Consider the following 16,371-nt stretch of genomic DNA (forward strand, 5'->3'; position numbering starts at 1 on the left):
CGGGAGGATCATATCATGGCGAACGCCAGTTACGGCCAATTCTGCCCCGTCGCGATGGCGGCCGAGATACTCTGCACGCGCTGGACCATCGTCCTCGTCCGCGAACTCGCGGCAGGATCGACCCGTTTCAATGACTTGCGCCGCGGCGTGCCGCGCATGTCGCCGGCCCTCCTCTCGCAGCGGCTGAAGGATCTCGAAGCGGCGGGCATCGTCTATCGCGCCCCGGTTGCGCGGGAATCGGGGGTGTTCGACTATCGGCTGACCCGCGCCGGACAAGAGCTGGCTCCCGTCGTCGAGGCGTTCGGCATATGGGGAAAGCGCTGGATCGACGGCGACCTGTCGCTCACCCGGCTCGATGTCCAGCTCTTGATGTGGGACATGCGCCGCGGCGTCGATCTCGACCCGATGCCCGACCGCAAGGTGGTCGTCCAGTTCCGCTATCCCGAACTCGCCGCCGATCGCCGTTCCTGGTGGCTGGTCGTCGAACCCGGCGCCGAGACCGAACTTTGCTCGGTCGACCCCGGCTGGGATATCGATCTTTACGCCTCGACCGACCTGGCACGATGACCGCGATCTGGATGGGCTATGACGACGTGACGGCGGCGATCGAGGAGCAGCGCTTTCTGCTCACCGGCGACGCCGGCCTCGCCGCGAGCATCGAGGCATGGCTCGGTCTCAGTCCCTTTGCCAGGACCGCACCGGCGCAGCGCGGCGAAGAGGTGTTGTAACCGCGACAGCATTTGCGATTGCCGCCACGCCACGCTTTTGCTAGCGGCCCGCCCCGTGACCTCAGGTTCCCCGGCAACGGGGATGAAAAGGGAAGTCCGGTGAAATCCGGCGCTGCCCCGAGGCGAAAACCGCGTAAATAGCCGCCATTGGCTCATTGTCATTTAACCGGATTATCCTATCTTGTCCGGGTAAGGCCGCGCGCTCGCGCGGCGATTGGGAAAGATTCCGCATGCAGGACGACAAGGAACCGCAGGGCAACCCCTGGATGAAGAGCGTGATGATCTGGAGCGGCATCCTGCTTGCCATGCTCCTCGTCGCCTCGATGTTCGGCGGCGCTTCGCAGCCCGCGGGCAATCCGCTTGCCTATTCCGAGTTCCGCCAGAAGGTCGAGGAAGGCAGCGTCAAGGACGTCGTGCTGTCGGAGGACAAGGTCACCGGCACGTTGTCGAACGGCGACCGCTTCACCGCCAATGTCGTGCGCGATCCCGATCTCCTCAAGATGCTCAACGACAATGGCGTCAAATATGACGGCAAGCCGACCGAGGTTCCCAATTTCTGGATGTATCTGATCGTCCAGTCGCTGCCCTTCCTGCTGATCCTCGGCATCGCCTTCTTCGTCTTCCGCCAGGTCCAGAAGAACAACGGCTCGGGCGCGATGGGTTTCGGCAAGTCGCGCGCCAAGATGCTCACCGAAAAGCAGGGCCGCGTCACCTTCGACGATGTCGCGGGCATCGACGAGGCGCGCGAGGAGCTGGAGGAAATCGTCGAATTCCTGAAGGACCCGACCAAATTCTCGAAGCTGGGCGGCCAGATTCCGAAGGGCGCGCTGCTCGTCGGCTCGCCGGGTACCGGCAAGACGCTGCTCGCCCGCGCGATCGCGGGTGAAGCAGGCGTCCCCTTCTTCACTATTTCGGGCTCGGACTTCGTCGAAATGTTCGTCGGCGTCGGCGCATCGCGCGTCCGCGACATGTTCGAACAGGCAAAGCGCAACGCGCCGTGCATCGTCTTCATCGACGAAATCGATGCGGTCGGCCGCCATCGCGGCGCGGGCCTCGGCAACGGCAACGACGAGCGCGAGCAGACGCTGAACCAGCTGCTCGTCGAAATGGACGGCTTCGAGGCGAACGAGGGCATCATCATCGTCGCGGCGACGAACCGCCCCGACGTGCTCGACCCCGCGCTGCTCCGTCCGGGCCGTTTCGACCGCCAGGTCGTCGTGCCGCGCCCCGACATCGAGGGCCGCCAGAAGATTCTCGAGGTGCACACGCGCAAAAAGCCGCTCGCACCCGACGTCGATCTCCGCCGCATCGCGCGCGGCACCCCCGGCTTCTCGGGCGCCGATCTGGCTAATCTTTGCAACGAAGCGGCACTGCTCGCGGCGCGCAAGGGCAAGCGCCTCATTGCCTCAAACGAATTCGAGGAAGCCAAGGACAAGGTCATGATGGGCGCCGAGCGCCGGTCGATGGTGATGACCGAGGACGAGAAGAAGGCGACCGCCTATCACGAGGCCGGCCACGCGCTCGTCTCGCTCCACGTCGAGCATAATGATCCGCTGCACAAGGTGACGATCATCCCGCGCGGCCGCGCGCTGGGCGTCACTTGGAACCTGCCCGAGCGCGACCGCTATTCGCAGAATATGAAGCAGATGAAGGCGCGCCTCGCGCTCTGCTTCGGCGGCCGCATCGCCGAGCAGCTTATCTACGGCAAGGACGAGCTTAACACCGGCGCGTCGAACGACATCCAGCAGGCGACCGACATGGCCCGCGCTATGGTCATGGAATATGGCATGTCGGAAAAGCTCGGCTGGCTGCGCTATCGCGACAATCAGGACGAGGTATTCCTCGGCCACAGCGTATCGCGCGCCCAGAATATGTCTGAGGAAACCGCCAAGCTGATCGACGCCGAAGTCCGCCGCCTCGTCGAGGAAGGCGAAAAGGTCGCGCGCAAGGTGCTCACCGACAATATCGACGAACTCCACCTGCTCGCCGGCGCGCTGCTCGAATATGAGACGCTGTCGGGCGAGGAAGCGAAGCGCGCGATCAAGGGCGAGGATATCGGCCGCGAAAACGATCACGACAAGTCGGGGGGTCCCGTATCGGGTCATGCCGGCGGCATGCCGCAGATCAAGCGCAAGCCGCGCCCGTTCGGCGACGCCAATCCGCAGGGTGCGTAGGCTCTGATCCGCACCGGCGATTCAGCACAGGTTCAGCGGCCGGACGCGATTTCCCTCGCATGATCAGGGGGATATCCAGACGCGCCGCAACCGCCGCGCTCGCGGCCGGCGCCGGCGCCCTGCTTTGCGGCATGGCGCCGGGCGACATGAACATCGCCGCTTTCCTCGCCCGCGCCGATGCGGTTTCGCGGCTCGGCCCGCTCGCGCTGGCGACGCCCGAAGGCAACCGGCTGAAGGGCGAAGTCATCGCGGCCGGCAAGCGCTACAAGGCGCGCATCGACGCGCAGCGCAAGGCGGGGCTCAGAACGACAAGCTGCCCGCCCGAATCGGGCGACCTCTCGCCCGACGAATGGCTTGCGCACCTGCGCAACTATCCGGCCAGCCAGCGCCGGTCGGTCTCGGTCTATTCGGCCTTCGACGCGCTGATGAAGAAACGCTATCCGTGCCGCAATTGATGCGCCAGACAAGGGACGGACCGAAGGAGATGGGGCGATGAGGATTGGCCTTTCTGGCGCGATGACATTGGCGGCGGCGTTGTTGGCGACCGTCCAGCCGGCCGCAGCACAGGGCGGCGGCGCGCTGACCTCGAAAATCGAACTTCAAAAGGTGGTGCCGGGAACAGGCACCGATAGACATGCGGAACTTTACACTTTTGTCGCACCAGATGTCGTCGTCCCCGGCGACCGCATCCGCGTCACGCTGACCTTTACCAACAACGGCACGGCGCCCGCGTCCGGCGTCAATATCGTCAACCCGATCCCCGAGGGGCTCGTTTTCGACGGGGCCAACGATCCTGCCGCGTTCAGCGTTTCGGTCGACGGCGCCAAGGCATTCGGCTCGCTGGATGCCCTGAGCGTCCCGGTCGAGGGCGCCGCGCCGCGCGCCGCTGCCAATGCTGATGTGACCCATGTCCGTTGGCTATGGCCCGATGCCATTCCCGTCGGCGGCAGCCGTTCGGTCGCTTTCTTCGGGCGGGTCAAATAGCGCCCATGACGATCTATTGCGACGAATCGGGGGGACTCAACACCGGCGTCATGACCTTTTCGGCGGTGATGCTGACCCCGCAGGCGGCCGCCGACATCCATAGTCGTTTCCGCAGCGTGACCGGGCTGCGCGGCGAACTCAAGGGCAGCCGGATCAGCATCGTCGAGCGCGCGTACCTGCTCGAACTGTTCGACCGCGCCGGCGGCCGCGCATGGGTCGCGGTGGCACGGCGCGAAACGCTGGCGCAGAATCCGGGCGGCACATTGCCCAGCGACCTTGCGCTCTACGCAGCCCTGCTCAACAGCGCGATCGGGCACTGGCTTCCCGAAACCGGCGGCGTGTGCACCGATGTCGTGATCGACGACGGCCGCTACGACCCCAATATCCTTTCGCACGTCCGCGAAGAAATCCAGGCAGGGCTCGGCCAGTGGGGCCGCGCGTCGCTCGCCGACAGCCGCCGCAGCGACGGCGTCCAGATCGCCGACGTCATCGCGAACAGCCTGTTCAACACCGTGATCGGGTCCCCCCGCGCGCCGCGCATCCAGCGCATCATCGACCCGCTGCTCGCATCGAAAGCCATCCGCATCGCGGAGTTGACGCACATTCCCTGACGCGGACGCGTCAGAGCGAAACTGTGATCTTGCCCATGTGCGCACCCGAGAGCTGGTGACGGAAGGCGGCGCCGAGTTCGGCCAGGGGAAAGTCGCGGTCGATCACCGGACGAATCGCGTGCGCTTCGACGAAACGGACCAGATCGGCGAGATGCGCGACGCTGCCGACCGCCATACCCCCGATCCGGATATGCCGCATCACCACATCACGCAGCGGCAGTTCGGGCGCGCCGTTCGAGGTCGACCCGACGACGAGCAGATGCCCGCCCATGCGGCACGCGGCGACCGAGTGCGCAAAGGTCGACTGGCCGCCGATGTCGAGCGCCAGGTCGACGCCCCTTCCCCCGGTCAGCTCGCGCACCGCGGGCGCCCAGTCGGGTAGGCTGCGGTAATTGATGCCATGATCGGCGCCGAGTTCTTTCAGGCGCGCCAGCTTGTCGTCGGACGAAGAGATCATGACGGTGCGGATGCCGATCGCTTTTGCGATCTGGAGCATGAACACCGACAGCCCGCCCGATCCCGGCAGCAGCACCGTCGCCCCCGCCTCAAGGCGTCCCTCGACACGGAGCGCGCGCCAGGCCGTCAGCCCGGCGCACGGCAGCGTCGCCGCCTCGGCGAACGACCATCCCGCAGGCATCGCCGACAGCGAATGCGCGGGCACGACGACATGATCGGCGGCAAAACCATCGACGGTCTCACCCGAAATCGCCGCATTGTTCGCGTCGGTCGGCGGGCCGTCGACCCAGTCGGGGAAGAAGGCGCCCATGACGCGGTCGCCGACCCGCCAGCCCTTGACCCCGGGGTCGAGCGCGGCGATTTCGCCGGCGCCGTCGGACATCGGAATGCGCCCCGCGGGCTGCGGGATAAAACCGGCGACCACCAGATAGTCATGATAGTTGAGCGACGTCGCACGAACGCGGACCAGCACCTCGCCCGGCCCCGGAACCGGAACCGGTCCCTGTGTGACCGCGATATTGTCGAGGCTCGGCCGTTCGGTCAGCCCGATGAAGTTTCTCATATCCGTCATCAGCGTTTCACCAGTGTCTCGGCCCCGTCGAGATGGCTGGCGCCATCGAGGATGCGGGTAAAATTGGGCATGCCGGTGTGCGCAACCCCGCCCCCGTCGACGACCAGATTGTGGCCGTTGACATAGCTGGCGTCGCCCGAGGCAAGGAAAGCGATCGCCGCCGCAACCTCGGCGGGTTCCGCCGGCCGCCCGAGCGGCAGGCCGTCGGTCCACGCCGCCATGATCGCGGGATTCTCGGTGAGGCCGGTCGCGAGCGGGGTGCGCGTCAGTCCCGGGCTGACGACATTCACCCGCACCCGCGGTGCATGGTCGAGCGCCATCGCCCGCGTCAGGTTGATCGCCGCTGCCTTCGCCGCATTATAGGCAGCAAAGCCGTAATCGCCGCCAATCCCGGCGATCGACGCGACGTTGACAATATTGCCCCCGGTGCGTTCGAGGTGCGGCATCGCCGTCCGGCTCGCCCACATCACGCCTTCGACGTCGACCCCCATCACCTCGCGCCAGTGGGCCAGATCGATGTCGGTGATCTTGCCGAACGAACCGATCCCGGCATTGTTGACGAGAATGTCGAGCCGGCCGCAGCGGGCGACGGCCGCGGCGATCATCGCCTCGATATCGGCGGCGTCGATCATGTCGACGCGGTGGCCGATGATCCGGCCGCTGTTCAGCGATGCGGCCAGAGTATCGATCGCCTCCTGACGAATGTCGGCGACGACCACCGTCGCCCCTTCCCCGTGCAGGCGCCGTACCGTCGCTTCGCCGATCCCGGACGCACCGCCGGTGACGATCGCGACCTTGCCGTCGAACCGTCCACTCATCGCGCAGTATATCCGCCGTCGACAGTCAGCAGCGCGCCGTTGACGAAGGAGGCACGGTCGCTGAGCAGCCAGCATGCCGCCTGTCCGACCTCCTCGGGCTGGCCGAAGCGGCCGATCGAATGGCGCTCGACCATCGGCGCGACCTGCGCCTCGAACGCCGGATTGCCGAGCAACCGTTCCTCGACCATCGGGGTCAGGATCAGCCCGGGGAGCACCGCATTGACCCGCACCCCCGTATAACGCGTCTCGCACGCCGCGGCGCGGGTCAGGCCGACCACGCCATGTTTCGTCGCGACATAATCGCTGGCGTAGGGCGCGCCGATGATGCCGTCGCCCGACGAATTGTTTACGATCGCGCCGCCGGCCCCCTGCATCGCCCGCGTCTGATATTTCATGCACAGGAAAACGCCGGTCAGGTTGATGTCCATGATCCGCGCCCATTCGGCGGCGTCGAGATCGGGCACCAGCTTGTTCGCCATCTCGATCCCGGCATTGTTGAACGCACCGTCGAGCCGGCCGAACGTCGCGACCACCCCGGCAACCGCCTCCGCAACCGAGGCTTCGTCCGCCACGTTGCAGGTCCACGCCCGCGCGCTGCCGCCGATCAGGTCGCGCGTCTCTTCGTTTCCACGCGGATCGCGGTCGAACAACGCCAGCTGCGCACCGTCCTCGGCAAAAACGCGTGCGGCGGCGCGGCCGATGCCCGACCCGGCGCCGGTGACGATGACGACCTTGCCGTCGAGAAGGGGGGACGTGCCGCTCATGCCGGGTGATGGATCGTCTGGGGAACGGTGAATTCGAGCAGGCCGTCCATGCCGTTTTCGGCGCCGATGCCCGATTGCTTGTGTCCGGCAAAGGCCGCGAACGGGGTCAGCCCTTGCGCCGAATTGATCCAGACCGTGCCGGTTTCCAGCCGCGCAGCAACCGCGGCGGCGGCGGCGGGATCCGACGACCACACCGACCCGCCGAGCCCATATTCGGACGCATTGGCGCGCGCGACGGCTTCGTCGATATCGTGATAGCGCAGCAGCGGCAACACCGGCCCGAACGCCTCTTCGGCGACGACCCGCGCCTCGTCGGGTGGATTGTCGACCAGCGTCACCGGCACGAAATAACCCGGCCCCTCGCCCGGCTCGCCGCCGGTCATGAAGCGGTGCCCCGCATTGCGGCTGTCGGCGATCATCGCCTTGACACGCTCATATTGTGCGCGGTTCTGGACCGGGCCCAACGCGCTGTCGGGGTCCGCGCCGTCGCCGATGCGGACGCGACCCGCGATCTCGACCAACGCCGCCGACAGTTCGTCATAAATGCTGTCGTGGACGAACATCCGCTTCGCCGCGACGCACACCTGCCCGCTGTTGGTGAAGGCGGCCCAGAACAGCGGTTCGGCAATATCGGCGACCTTCGCATCCGGCAGGACGATCGCGGCGTCGTTGCCGCCGAGTTCGAGCGTCAGCCGCTTGAGGTTCGCCGCCGCGCTGGCCATCACCCGCCGCCCCGTCGCGGTCGATCCGGTAAAGCTGATCTTGTCGATGTCGCCATGCTCCGACATCATCGGGCCCAGCGCATCGCCGCCCGATACGATATTGAGCACCCCCGGCGGCAACACGCTCTGCAGCAGTTCGCCGAGCCGCAGCGTCGCAAGCGGCGTGAAGGGCGAGGGTTTGAGCACCATCGTATTGCCGGTGAGCAATGCCGGGCCGATCTTCCAGATCGCAAGCAGGACGGGGAAATTCCACGGCACGATCGCACCGACGACGCCGAGCGGAACGTGCCGCGTCACGCTGCGCTGCCCGGGCATGGCGTCGCTGATCGTTTCGGGGAGCTGCTGGTCGGCGACCACGCCGATCCACCACGCCGCCGCCTGGATCTCCGCCAACGCCGCGGCGTGCGGCTTGCCCTGTTCGGCGGTGAGCAACTGTTTCAGTTCCTCGGCATGTTCCGCCACCAGCGCCCCGATCGCCCGCAGCGCCGCCTGCCGGTCGGCGTAGGACGTCGCGCGCCAGCCGGGAAATGCGGCACGCGCCGCGGCGACCGCCCGGTCGAGTTGCGCCTGCGAACAGTCGGGGATCGTCGCGACCACCGCTTCGGTCGCGGGGTTGACTACCGCAATCTGGTCGGACGCATTTTCGGGGCGACCGTCGATGGTCATGTTAAAGGCGGTGTTGATCATCATTCACTCCCGGAGCAGGGACAGGGCGTCGTGGTCGAGCACGTGGCTGACGTGGCGATCGAGCATGGTCAGGAACATCTGGTCGCCGCGCTCGGTGCGCTGGACCAGCATCGCGGCGCCGACCGCGACATTGATGCCGGCGAAGGTGAAGTGGCGGTAATCGGCTTCGAATTCCGCGCGCGAATAGCCGGTCACCCCCTGCCCGCCCAATTCGTCGAGATAGGCGTCGATCAGCACCGGTTCGACGGCGCGCCGCGCTTCGGGCGCATAACCGCCACCGATCAGATAGGCGACGTCGACCGCGCCGGCGCCCAGCGCCACCGACTGCCAGTCGACGACCACCAGCCGGTCGTCGTCGAACAGCATGTTATCGGGCCGGAAATCATTGTGCGTGATGCAGCGGGGGCGCGGGCGCGGACGATCATAAACATCGTACCCCTCGGCCAGAGCGTCGCAGACCTCTCTTTGCCGGTCGCTGAGCAGCGCGTCATAGCGATCGCGAAAACCGGGCCAGGTCGACCGGAATATCCCCGGCGTATAAAAGGGCTGCGCGCCCGCCTCGGTGTCAAGCCAGCTATATTCGGCGCTCTCGCCCTGCTCCCAGAAGGCAGCGTGGAGCCGGGCCGCTTCGCGCACCGCACGCTCGGCATGGCGGTCCGACAACCCCTTGAACTGATCGCCCGGCGCAGCGGGGGCGAGGTCTTCGAGCAGGAGGGCAAAACCGCCCGCCGCGTCGATTTGTGCACCATAGCAAACAGGCACCACGATCCGCGCCTTCGCGGCAAGTTCGCGATAGAAACGCACCTCGCGCGTGTAGAGCGACCATGTGGCGGCGACGTCGAGGCTGGTCGGGTCGGTCGACGAAAACTTGCCGATCAGCGTCGCAGGCGCGGCATCGCTGCCGGGTGCATAGGTCAGGCGGAAGCGCGCCGTATCGCCAAGCTGTCCGGTGCCGATCCGTTCGACCGAGAGCGCGGCAACCGCAACGCTATATCCCGCCCCCGCCAGCATGGTTTCGATCCAGGCGGCGTCGACATTCTCCGGTCGCGGAACCGGGCGGTCCGCGACAAGACCCGCGGGCGCGTTGGCAAGGTTCACTCATTCTCTCCCGACGCCGGTTTCTGGACCTGTTCCGGCATGTCCGGCGGCAAGGATGCGGAGCCACCGGATCAAAGTCCAATCGGCCTTTGCCGCCGACCTATTGGCGGCTCCGATGGATGGCGCCGCCGAAACAATTGGTATCGCCGCCCCGCCGGCGGGAAGATGACGTCCTCGCCGGGAGAGGAAAGCCATGACCAACGACCGCACGCAGCACGCGCTCGCCATATTGGCCGCGATCGGCACGGGAACAGTCCCGCTCGATCCGTTCACGTCCGACGCACGCTGGTGGTGGAACGGCGGGCTCGATCTGCCGGTGGCGGAGTTTGCCGCACTCCTCGCCACACTGCACACGCAAACCGAAAGCGGCATCGCCATCACGACCGGCCTGATCATGGCGCAGGACGACAGCGTCATGATCGAAGCGACATCGGCGGCACGGCTGATCAACGGCCGCATCTATGACAATCGCTATATCTTCCTGTTCCACTTTCGCGGCGACGCCATATGCGAGGTGCGCGAATATAGCGACAGCGCGCACGTCAACGCGACGTTCGATCTTGCAGCTTGATCAGCCGAACGACGCGATCGGCAGCCGCTCGACGCTTTCGCCCGCGGCCTCGCGCCCGGCCTGCCAGCGCTCCGCAAATTCGAAGAAGCGCCGCGCCGCCTTGTTCGGCGCCGTGCCCAGCACGACCGAGAAATCCATGAAGAAATTCATGCCCTCGACGGGCCGCAGCACCAGCCCGGCCGGGGTCGGAAACCAGCCGATGCCGATACAGCAATTGCCGCTGCGCAGCGCATAGCGTTCGATCGCCAGCGCATTGCCTTCGGACGGTGCGAGCGGAATCGCGCCGTGCGACAGCATGAAACTGACCATCGGGTTGATAAAGGCATCGCCATGCTCGCCGCTCAGCATCGCGACCCGACGTCCGGCGAGCGCGGCGCCGGGGATCATGTCCATCACCGCGAGTTCGCTCTCTTCCGGAACCAGCAGCCCGATCTTGCGGCGGCACAGCACGACACGTTCGAGCGCGTCGGGATATTGCACCTCGTTGACGATATGGCCGAAGGGCACGTCGCGAGTGAATTCACTCGCCGGTGTGTCCGTCGCGATGCCGAGCAACAGCGCGGCGTCGAGCCGGTCGGTCAGCAGGTCGCGGATCTGGTCCGACTGCAAACGGTTGTCGATCGTATGCCGGATTTCGGGGCGCGCCGCGGCAAAGGCGTCGAGCAGGTCGATACGATCGGTGAAGTCCATCGTGTACATCGCCGCGCCCAGCCGGAATTGCGTTGTCGTCGCATGCTGCATTTCCTCGGCGTCGCGGCGCACCGCTTCGGCGCCCTCCAGCAACGCTTCGACCTTGGGCAACAGCCGCGCCCCCTGTTCGCTGAGCGTCACGCTACGCGAGGTGCGGTGGAACAGCACGAACCCCAATATCTGTTCGAGTTCCTTGATCTGCCCCGACACCGTCGGCTGGGTCAGGTGCAGCCGTTCGGCCGCCCGGGTGACCGAGCTTTCGCGGGCAACCGCGGCAAAGCTGCGCAGCAGCTTGAAATCGAGATGCTGCATATCCTCTAACCCAATCGCTCTGTCGGCAATTGCCGCCAAGCATAACAGATCGATTGGCGGGGTCTATCGATTCACCGCGAAACCCGATTGGACGCAGCCCGCCCCGGCTCCCTACCAAGGCGCCGAGAGGAGAACCGACGTGCCCCATATGCTCGCGGACAATATCGACGAGATCATCACCGATCCGGCGACTTACGCGGACGAAGCGCTGTATCACCAGATCTTCGCCGAACTGCGCAGCGCCGATCCGGTGCATTGGTGCGCGCCGGCCCAATATCACCCCTTCTGGGCGGTGACCCGGCACGCCGACATCATGCGGGTGGAACTGGATGCCGCCAATTTCCGCAACGAGCCGCGCCAGTTCCTCGTCACCATCGACGACCAGCAGATGATGGAGGAACAGACCGGCGAAAGCAATTTCGCGCGCAACCTCGTCGCGATGGATAACCCCGATCACAAGGCCTATCGCGCGCTGACCGCCGACTGGTTCGGCGCCAAGAGCGTCCGCGCGCTCGAGGAGAAGATCACCGAACTGGCCCGCGAAACCGTCGACCGCATGGTCGCGATGGGCGGCACCTGCGACTTTGCGAAGGAGATCGCCGCCTGGTATCCGCTGCGCACGATCATGATCGTCCTCGGCGTGCCGCGCGAAGACGAGCCCTTGATGCTCGAACTGTCCCAGAAAGTGTTCGGCGGCAGCGATGCCGACACCGGCGGCGGCGAAGGCATGGCATCGATGCTCGAGGCCTTTGCCGCGTTCAACGACTATTTCGGCCGCGTCGTCGCCGACCGGCTGGTGAATCCGCAGGACGATGTCGCGACGCTGTTGTCGACCGCGACGATCGACGGCGCGCCGATCGGCGAGGCCGAGCGCAACGCCTATTTCCTGATCATCGCGGCGGCGGGACACGACACCACCAGTTCGGCGATCTCGGGCGGCCTGCTGGCGCTGATCCGCAATCCCGACCAGATGGCGAAGCTGCGCGCCAACCCCGATCTGATGCCCCAAGCGGTTGACGAGTTCATCCGCTGGACGACACCGGTAAAACATTTCTTCCGCACTGCGGTGGCGGATTGCGAGGTCGGCGGACAATCGGTGAAGGCCGGCGACAGCCTGATGATGTGCTATCCCTCGGCGAACCGCGACGAGGCGGCATTCGACGATCCGATGGAATTTCGCATAGACCGCAAACCGAACCGTCAACTCGCGTTTGGCTACGGCCCGCACGTCTGCCTCGGCCAGTTTCTCGCCAAGATGGAAATCCGGATTCTCTTCACCGAACTGCTCGCGCGCATCGATGACATCGAGCTCGCCGGCGAGCCGGCATGGGTGAAGGCCAATTTCGTGTCGGGGCTCAAACGCTTGCCGATCCGCTATCGCTGCGAGGGAGCAGCGTCCGTCACCGGTGGATGACGGAAATCAGTCACGCTATCCGCTGCGCGATCTTGGCTAGAGAGAGGCAGATAATAGCAGGCTTTCCATGCCTTTTTCCAATGGATCGGCGAACAGTCTCGATTGGACAGGACATGGGTGTGGGTGGGACACAGTCAACAAGACCCGCGGCCACGAAGCCGCGGTGACAAAATAGATGGGATGGAGGACCTTATGACAGCATTTCGCGTATTTTCGGCTGCTCTGCTCGGCGCGACCGCGCTGGCTTCGACGCCGGCATGGGCGCAGGACAGCGGCGGTGAAACGCCCGCCGAAGCCGAAGCTTCGGGCGGCATCGTCGATATCGTCGTCACCGCGCAGCGCCGCTCGGAATCGCTGATGAAGGTCCCGGTCGCCGTCTCGGCGCTCAACACCGAAGACCTGACGCGCCAGGGGATCACGTCCAGCTTCGACCTCAGCGGCTCGGTTCCCTCGCTCCAGGTGACGAGCGCGTTCGGCGAGGCGCAGCCCAATTTCACGATGCGCGGCATCGGCGTGGGCAATGAATATGGCGCCAACCAGGTGTCGCCGGTCGGCGTCTATACCGACGACAATTACCTCAGCGCCCGCACGATGCACGGGTTGCAGCTTTACGACCTCGAACGCGTCGAGGCGCTGCGCGGGCCGCAGGGCACGCTCTACGGCCGCAACACCACCGGTGGCGCGATCAACTTCATCTCGAACAAGCCGAACCTCGAACCGGGTGCGCGCGGTTATGTCGAGGCAGGCTATGGCCGCTTCAATGAAGTCCGCGGCCAGGGCGCGATCGAAGGCACGCTGATCGACGACGTTCTCGGCTTTCGCGCTGCGGTCAATTATGTCGAGGCCGACGGTTATGTGAAGAATATCTTCCCCGGCCAGCCCGACGCCAATTCCAAGGATTCGATCGCCGGCCGCCTGATCATCCGCGCCAAGCCCAGCGAAAAGCTGGACATGATGCTGAAGTTCACGGGCAGCAAGGGCAAGCCGACGCAGGCCGCCGCCTTCCACCGCAACGACGGCACCGGCACCTCGACCTATTTCCGCTCGAACGACAATCTCAGCTTCTTCGAGACCAACCAGCCCGACCTCGGCTTCAACGACGTCAAGAATGCGGGCGTCCAGTTCAACATCAATTACGAACTGACCGACAGCCTCTCGCTCCAGACGCTGACCGCCTATGATTGGTCGAAGCAGGCGCTGTCACAAGAAGGATCGGGCACGCCCGTCGTCGGCTTCCTGCAGACCAACTACGGCGACGTCTACAAGCAGTTCAACCAGGAAGTGAAGCTGGCGTACAGCGGCGACAGCACCAATGTGCAGGCCGGCGTCTATTACGGTTGGGACAGCATCAACAACGTCGACAAATATCGTCTCGTCAGCACGCTCTATTTCTACCAGCACTACCGGCAGGAGCGGAACAGCTACGCCGCCTTCGCACAGCTTGACCAGGACATCGGCGACCATTTCGGCTTCACCCTCGGCGTGCGCTATACGAAGGACAGCAACCATCATTACGATGCCTATTCCTTCCTGACCGCCTTTGCCGACCCAACCACGTCGCCGGCGTTCGGCACCTATGATTTCGATCCGACCGATCCCGACGCCGCGGCGATCACCTTCACCCACGGCAGCATCTCGCCGACCGGGGTGATCACCCCCGAAGCGTCGAAGCGCCGCAAGAGCAGCCGCGTCACGGGCAAGGTCGGCATCGACTACACTTTCGACAGCGGATCGATGCTCTACGCCAACTATAGCCGCGGCTATCGCGCGGGGTCGTTCGCCAGCCAGTTCTACGGCGGCAACCCGATCGATTTCGTGCCGCCCGAACAGGTCGATGCCTATGAAATCGGCGCCAAGACACGGTTGTTCGACGGGATGGCGACCTTCACCACCGCAGCGTTCCTGACCAAATACAAGAACCAGCAGCTCAACGAGGTCATCGGTACCACCGGTTTCATCCGCTCGGCACCGGGGTCGACGATCAAGGGGGTCGAGGCCGAACTCAATATCCGGCCGGTGTCGTCGCTGACCGCGAACCTGTCGGTCACCTGGCTCGACGCCACCTATGACAAATTGACGCTTTCGGGGGTCAATCTCGACGGCAACAACCTGCCGAATGCGCCGACATGGACGATCAACGCCGGTGCCGACTGGACGATCGGGTCGATCGGATCGGGCGAAGTCGTCTTCTCGCCGAACCTCGTCTACACCAGCAAGCAGTTCTTCTCGCCGTTCAACAACGAGGCCGGCAACCAGTTCCTCAACTCGCCCGGCCATGTGCTCGCCGACGCGACGCTGGGCTGGGAAGGCGAGCAATTGTCCGTCCGGCTGTGGGCGACCAATATCTTCAACAAGAAATACTTCATGTACGGCCTCAACCTGCGCGATGCCTTTGGTTACGACTATCTGCTCCACGCACCGCCGCGCATGTATGGCGTGACCGCGCGCTACAAATTCTAGGAAAAAGGAGAGTGGCCGGCGGGGTCTTCGGGTCCCGCCGGTTGCCGTTCCCGTACAACGACCGATGAATAGGACGACCGACAAGCCGACATCCGAACGCACCACCGGCGGCTGCCTCTGCGGCAGTGTGCGTTACAGCTTCGGCGGTGCGCCTTTGCTCACCGCCATCTGTCATTGCCGCCACTGCCAGCGCCAGTCGGGCAGCGCCTTCGGGATTGTCGCGGCGGTGCCCGAAGCGGATTTCGACCTGCAGGGCGAAACCCGGACATTCCACGACAGCAGCGACAGCGGCCGGACGGTCGCGCGCGTCTTTTGCCCCGCCTGCGGATCGCCGATCCTGTCGACGATCGAACCGATGCCGGGCATCATGCTGATCAAGGCGGGCACGCTCGATGACCCGACCGGGCTCCATCCCGCGATCGAGGTCTATTGCGACCGCGCCCTGCCCTTCCTGCCCGCACTGGCCGGAACCGAACGCCACGCCGGATCGAACATCTAGGACAATCGAATGAGCGCAATCCTGAATCTGGACGGCAAGGTCGCCGTCATCACCGGGGCCGCGTCGGGCATCGGCCGCCAGACGGCGACGCTGTTTCATGCGCTGGGCGCGCGGCTGCTGCTGACCGACATCGATACCGCCGGGCTGGAGGCGTTTGCTGCCGAGCTCGACGGCGACGTACTGACAGCGACGCATGACGTCACCAGCGCCGACGCATGGCACGCGGTGTTCGGGCAGGCGGGCGCGGCATTCGGCCGGCTCGATATCCTCGTCAACAACGCCGGCATCATGATGTCCAAACCCTTTGCCGAAGCCGGGATCGACATTCTGCGGCGGCAGATGGCGATCAATGTCGAGGGCATCTATATGGGGATGCAGGGCGCGTTGCCGCTGATGCGCGCCGCGATCGCCGCAGGCGCTGGGACCACCTCGATCGTCAACATCTCTTCGGTCTATGGCAAGGTCGGCGGCGCGCAGTTCGCGGCCTACAGCGCGTCCAAGGGTGCGGTGCGCGGACTCAGCAAGGCGGTGGCGATCGAGCTGGCCGGCACGGGCATCCGGGTCAATGCCGTCCTGCCCGGGCCGGTGGCAACGAACCTTGGCGCCAGTTGGGACCCGCCCACCGATGCCGAAGGCACCCCCCTCACCCCAGAGGCCGCGCTGGCGGCATGGACAAAACTAATCCCGATGGGCCGGCTCGGCGATGCCAACGACATCGCGCCGCTGATCGCCTTCCTCGCAAGCGACGCCGCCGCCTTCATCACCGGTTCCGAATTTATCGCCGACGGCGGCTATACCGCCGCCTGACCGGC

17 protein-coding genes are annotated in these 16,371 nt (G+C 65.4%); 11 read left to right on the forward strand and 6 right to left on the reverse strand.

Annotated features, from left to right (window positions below):
• Positions 1-15 precede the first annotated feature (15 nt).
• The 6 genes from AN936_RS10845 (at position 16) to AN936_RS10865 (ending at position 4,497) form a co-directional block, all read left to right on the forward strand.
• Entirely contained in the window at positions 16-567 is a 552-nt protein-coding gene (locus tag AN936_RS10845) for a winged helix-turn-helix transcriptional regulator (protein WP_201782981.1), read from the forward strand.
• Positions 564-728, forward strand: coding sequence for a hypothetical protein (locus AN936_RS25310; protein WP_201782982.1), 165 nt, complete (start codon positions 564-566; stop codon positions 726-728). The genes AN936_RS10845 and AN936_RS25310 overlap by 4 nt, the downstream gene beginning before the upstream one ends.
• A gap of 230 nt (positions 729-958) precedes the next feature.
• Complete coding sequence (gene ftsH / locus AN936_RS10850; protein WP_054588169.1) at positions 959-2,902, forward strand: ATP-dependent zinc metalloprotease FtsH; 1,944 nt, start codon at positions 959-961, stop codon at positions 2,900-2,902.
• Between the two features lie 59 nt (positions 2,903-2,961).
• The gene (locus tag AN936_RS10855) at positions 2,962-3,357 is read left to right on the forward strand and encodes a hypothetical protein (RefSeq protein ID WP_054588170.1); all 396 of its coding nucleotides are present in this window, start codon (positions 2,962-2,964) and stop codon (positions 3,355-3,357) included.
• Positions 3,358-3,394: 37 nt separating this feature from the next.
• Positions 3,395-3,886 (forward strand): DUF11 domain-containing protein, encoded by a 492-nt coding sequence (locus AN936_RS10860; RefSeq protein ID WP_084758283.1) that lies wholly within the window; start codon positions 3,395-3,397, stop codon positions 3,884-3,886.
• A gap of 5 nt (positions 3,887-3,891) precedes the next feature.
• Entirely contained in the window at positions 3,892-4,497 is a 606-nt protein-coding gene (locus AN936_RS10865) for a DUF3800 domain-containing protein (protein ID WP_054588172.1), read from the forward strand.
• Between the two features lie 10 nt (positions 4,498-4,507).
• On the opposite strand, the gene AN936_RS10870 is transcribed toward AN936_RS10865, so the two are convergent.
• Genes AN936_RS10870 through AN936_RS10890 form a run of 5 tightly spaced genes read right to left on the reverse strand, consistent with a single transcriptional unit; the run spans position 4,508 to position 9,613 of the window.
• Positions 4,508-5,524, reverse strand: coding sequence for a zinc-dependent alcohol dehydrogenase family protein (locus AN936_RS10870; protein ID WP_234715813.1), 1,017 nt, complete (start codon positions 5,522-5,524; stop codon positions 4,508-4,510).
• The gene (locus AN936_RS10875) at positions 5,524-6,342 is read right to left on the reverse strand and encodes an SDR family NAD(P)-dependent oxidoreductase (RefSeq protein WP_054588173.1); all 819 of its coding nucleotides are present in this window, start codon (positions 6,340-6,342) and stop codon (positions 5,524-5,526) included. Before AN936_RS10875 ends, AN936_RS10870 begins: the two co-directional genes overlap by 1 nt.
• Positions 6,339-7,106: an SDR family NAD(P)-dependent oxidoreductase gene (locus tag AN936_RS10880; protein ID WP_054588174.1), complete on the reverse strand. Its 768-nt coding sequence runs from the start codon at positions 7,104-7,106 to the stop codon at positions 6,339-6,341. The genes AN936_RS10875 and AN936_RS10880 overlap by 4 nt, the downstream gene beginning before the upstream one ends.
• Positions 7,103-8,518, reverse strand: coding sequence for an aldehyde dehydrogenase family protein (locus tag AN936_RS10885; protein WP_054588175.1), 1,416 nt, complete (start codon positions 8,516-8,518; stop codon positions 7,103-7,105). Before AN936_RS10885 ends, AN936_RS10880 begins: the two co-directional genes overlap by 4 nt.
• Positions 8,519-9,613 carry a phosphotransferase family protein gene (locus AN936_RS10890; RefSeq protein ID WP_054588176.1) on the reverse strand — a complete coding sequence of 365 codons (1,095 nt, stop codon included), beginning with the start codon at positions 9,611-9,613 and terminating at the stop codon, positions 8,519-8,521.
• A gap of 193 nt (positions 9,614-9,806) precedes the next feature.
• Here AN936_RS10890 and AN936_RS10895 point away from each other — a divergent pair, with 193 nt between their 5' ends.
• Positions 9,807-10,184, forward strand: a complete 378-nt coding sequence (locus AN936_RS10895) for a nuclear transport factor 2 family protein (protein ID WP_054588177.1) — start codon at positions 9,807-9,809, stop codon at positions 10,182-10,184.
• On the opposite strand, the gene AN936_RS10900 is transcribed toward AN936_RS10895, so the two are convergent.
• Positions 10,185-11,186: a LysR family transcriptional regulator gene (locus AN936_RS10900; protein ID WP_054588178.1), complete on the reverse strand. Its 1,002-nt coding sequence runs from the start codon at positions 11,184-11,186 to the stop codon at positions 10,185-10,187. It lies immediately after the preceding gene.
• 148 nt (positions 11,187-11,334) lie between these two features.
• On the opposite strand from AN936_RS10900, the gene AN936_RS10905 reads away from it, so the two are divergent.
• From AN936_RS10905 to AN936_RS10920, 4 genes are all read left to right on the forward strand, one after another.
• A complete protein-coding gene (locus AN936_RS10905) occupies positions 11,335-12,600 on the forward strand; it encodes a cytochrome P450 (protein ID WP_054588179.1) in 1,266 nt (421 codons plus the stop codon).
• Between the two features lie 192 nt (positions 12,601-12,792).
• Positions 12,793-15,060 carry a TonB-dependent receptor gene (locus AN936_RS10910; protein ID WP_158500074.1) on the forward strand — a complete coding sequence of 756 codons (2,268 nt, stop codon included), beginning with the start codon at positions 12,793-12,795 and terminating at the stop codon, positions 15,058-15,060.
• 64 nt (positions 15,061-15,124) lie between these two features.
• Positions 15,125-15,559, forward strand: coding sequence for a GFA family protein (locus tag AN936_RS10915; protein WP_054588181.1), 435 nt, complete (start codon positions 15,125-15,127; stop codon positions 15,557-15,559).
• Between the two features lie 9 nt (positions 15,560-15,568).
• Positions 15,569-16,366: an SDR family NAD(P)-dependent oxidoreductase gene (locus tag AN936_RS10920; protein ID WP_054588182.1), complete on the forward strand. Its 798-nt coding sequence runs from the start codon at positions 15,569-15,571 to the stop codon at positions 16,364-16,366.
• The last annotated feature ends 5 nt before the right edge of the window (positions 16,367-16,371 follow it).

The organism is Sphingopyxis macrogoltabida, from assembly GCF_001307295.1.
Classification (GTDB): Bacteria; Pseudomonadota; Alphaproteobacteria; order Sphingomonadales; family Sphingomonadaceae; genus Sphingopyxis; species Sphingopyxis macrogoltabida_B.

Coding starts and splice junctions, on each gene's coding strand:
- AN936_RS10845 (WP_201782981.1), top strand. CDS start 16: ATGGCGAACGCCAGTTACGGCCAATTCTGCCCCGTCGCGATGGCGGCC.
- AN936_RS25310 (WP_201782982.1), top strand. CDS start 564: ATGACCGCGATCTGGATGGGCTATGACGACGTGACGGCGGCGATCGAG.
- ftsH (WP_054588169.1), top strand. CDS start 959: ATGCAGGACGACAAGGAACCGCAGGGCAACCCCTGGATGAAGAGCGTG.
- AN936_RS10855 (WP_054588170.1), top strand. CDS start 2,962: ATGATCAGGGGGATATCCAGACGCGCCGCAACCGCCGCGCTCGCGGCC.
- AN936_RS10860 (WP_084758283.1), top strand. CDS start 3,395: ATGAGGATTGGCCTTTCTGGCGCGATGACATTGGCGGCGGCGTTGTTG.
- AN936_RS10865 (WP_054588172.1), top strand. CDS start 3,892: ATGACGATCTATTGCGACGAATCGGGGGGACTCAACACCGGCGTCATG.
- AN936_RS10870 (WP_234715813.1), bottom strand. CDS start 5,524: ATGACGGATATGAGAAACTTCATCGGGCTGACCGAACGGCCGAGCCTC.
- AN936_RS10875 (WP_054588173.1), bottom strand. CDS start 6,342: ATGAGTGGACGGTTCGACGGCAAGGTCGCGATCGTCACCGGCGGTGCG.
- AN936_RS10880 (WP_054588174.1), bottom strand. CDS start 7,106: ATGAGCGGCACGTCCCCCCTTCTCGACGGCAAGGTCGTCATCGTCACC.
- AN936_RS10885 (WP_054588175.1), bottom strand. CDS start 8,518: ATGATGATCAACACCGCCTTTAACATGACCATCGACGGTCGCCCCGAA.
- AN936_RS10895 (WP_054588177.1), top strand. CDS start 9,807: ATGACCAACGACCGCACGCAGCACGCGCTCGCCATATTGGCCGCGATC.
- AN936_RS10900 (WP_054588178.1), bottom strand. CDS start 11,186: ATGCAGCATCTCGATTTCAAGCTGCTGCGCAGCTTTGCCGCGGTTGCC.
- AN936_RS10905 (WP_054588179.1), top strand. CDS start 11,335: ATGCTCGCGGACAATATCGACGAGATCATCACCGATCCGGCGACTTAC.
- AN936_RS10910 (WP_158500074.1), top strand. CDS start 12,793: ATGACAGCATTTCGCGTATTTTCGGCTGCTCTGCTCGGCGCGACCGCG.
- AN936_RS10915 (WP_054588181.1), top strand. CDS start 15,125: ATGAATAGGACGACCGACAAGCCGACATCCGAACGCACCACCGGCGGC.
- AN936_RS10920 (WP_054588182.1), top strand. CDS start 15,569: ATGAGCGCAATCCTGAATCTGGACGGCAAGGTCGCCGTCATCACCGGG.